The sequence below is a fragment of the Bradyrhizobium sp. genome (genome assembly GCF_016462955.1).
In the GTDB taxonomy this organism is placed as follows: domain Bacteria; phylum Pseudomonadota; class Alphaproteobacteria; order Rhizobiales; family Xanthobacteraceae; genus Bradyrhizobium.
In genome coordinates, this window is record NZ_JAEMSD010000821.1 from 1 (window position 1) to 1,920 (window position 1,920).

At 66.0% G+C, this 1,920-nt stretch carries 2 protein-coding genes; both read left to right on the forward strand.

All coding sequences use genetic code 11. From position 1 onward, the window contains the following. A partial coding sequence (locus JHD07_RS38805; RefSeq protein ID WP_291631838.1) for a cation:proton antiporter occupies positions 1-865 on the forward strand: 865 nt, incomplete at its 5' end. 150 nt (positions 866-1,015) lie between these two features. Further along, positions 1,016-1,786 carry a hypothetical protein gene (locus JHD07_RS38810; RefSeq protein WP_291631840.1) on the forward strand — a complete coding sequence of 257 codons (771 nt, stop codon included), beginning with the start codon at positions 1,016-1,018 and terminating at the stop codon, positions 1,784-1,786. Positions 1,787-1,920: the final 134 nt, after the last annotated feature.

The window sequence follows — 1,920 nt, forward strand, 5'->3', positions numbered from 1 at the left end:
CGCCGAGCATCTCGGCCTGTCCGGCATCCTCACCATCGTCGTCTACGCCATCACTCTGGCGCGCACCGCGCCGGCGCGCATGCCGGCGCGGCTGCGGGTGCCGTCCGATGCAGTCTGGGAGACGATGGTGTTCGTGCTCAACGTGCTCGCCTTCATGCTGATCGGCATGCAGATGCGTCCGATCTGGACCCGGCTGGACGCGGACGTGCGCTGGGAATATTGCGTGGCCGCCGCCTGGATCCTGCTCACCGTGGTGCTGGTGCGGCTGTTCTGGGTGACGTTCTACCGCGCCACGCTGCGCGCACTGGTCGCGCGCGGGATCTACCATCCGAAGGATCCGAAGCAGGTCACCTCGGCGAAAGGCGGGTTCATCATCTCCTGGTGCGGCATGCGCGGCCTCGTCACGCTGGCCACCGCCTTTGCCCTGCCGGAGAACTTCCCCTACCGCGACTTCATCGTCTTCATCGCTTTTGCGGTGGTGCTGGGGACACTGGTGATCCAGGGCCTGACTCTGCGGCCGCTGATCCTGGCCTCCAAGCTCCGGGACGACGATCCCGTCGGGATCGAGGTCGCCCGCGGGCGCGCGGCCGCCTATCGTGCTGCCCTCGAGGCGATCGAGAGCGATCCGTCGGAGGAGGCGGAAATCCTGCGGCTCGAATATCGCGCCATCCTGATGCAGGCCGAGGCCGATCCGACTGGCGGCATTGCGAACGGCGAATTACCCGCCGATCCGCTGCGTCGACGTGCCATCGAGGCCGCGCGCAAGGCGATCTTCGAGCTGCGCGCCACCGAGGTGATCGGCGACGACGCCTTTCACCGGCTCGAAGAGCAGCTCGATCGCGCAGAATTGAGCGCGGGGGGATGATGTCTCTCTGCGGTCGTCCCGAAACAAGCGCGCCTTAAGCGCGCAGATCCGGGATGACGGCGAACTTTGGGGCGTTCAGCAACGTGCGCCAGGTCACACAGAAACATCCCGAACTTTGAACCAAGCCCCGCCGACCCAGACTCACCCCTGATGACGACCCTGATCGACGACCGTCGTGTCCGCGCGCGTGATGCGTCGCCTGCACGATATTTTTATCTCAACATGGCGCTTGCCTGCGCCGCCACCGCCTTCCTCGGCTTCGCACCGACCTATTGGGTGCCGCTCGCTCACCGGACATTGTCCGCAAGCCCGGTGATTCATTTTCACGGACTCTTGTTCTTCACCTGGTCACTCTATTTCGTGCTCCAGACCTGGCTCGCGGCCTCGGGCCGTGTGGTCAACCACCGCGCGTTAGGCATTGCCGGCGTCTCGCTTGCGACCGCAATGGTCATATTTGGCTTCTTCGCATCCGTGACCTCGATGAAGAACGCCGCGGCGCTTGGGAAGGCCGATGCAGGCGTTGCCTTCTCGATCGTGCCGATGAGCGGCATCGCGTTCTTTGCCGTGGTGTTCGTGCTGGCGATCATCAACACGCGCAGGCCCGATATCCACAAGCGCCTGATGCTGCTGGCCGCGGTCTCGATCCTAGACGCTGCGATTGCGCGCTGGTTCCTCACCTTCCTCGCGCCGCCGGGACCGCCCGGCCCGCCGCCGGTGCCGGTGACGATCGCGCCGGCCGTCGTCGCCTCGCTTCTGCTCGTCGTCGCCATGGTGCGCGACTGGCGCAGCGAAGGCCGCGTGCATCCGGTCTACATCTACGGCACGCTGGCGCTGCTGACGGTGAAGGTGCTGAACTGGCCGGTCAGCGAGACAGCCGCCTGGCACGCCTTTGCCGGCGGAATATTGGCGCTGGCGCAGTAAGCAGAAGCCAACACCTCCGCTGTCGTTCCGGATCCGCGCGTTGCGCGCCCCGGGAGGGACGACGGCGGAGATCGGAGCTACGCCCCCGCCTTGCAGGTGATCGACCTAAGCGGGGACAGCCGGTTCGCCCCGCT

Bases quoted from the DNA above. Each gene is read 5' to 3' on its own strand.
- JHD07_RS38810 (WP_291631840.1), top strand. From the start codon at position 1,016: ATGACGACCCTGATCGACGACCGTCGTGTCCGCGCGCGTGATGCGTCG.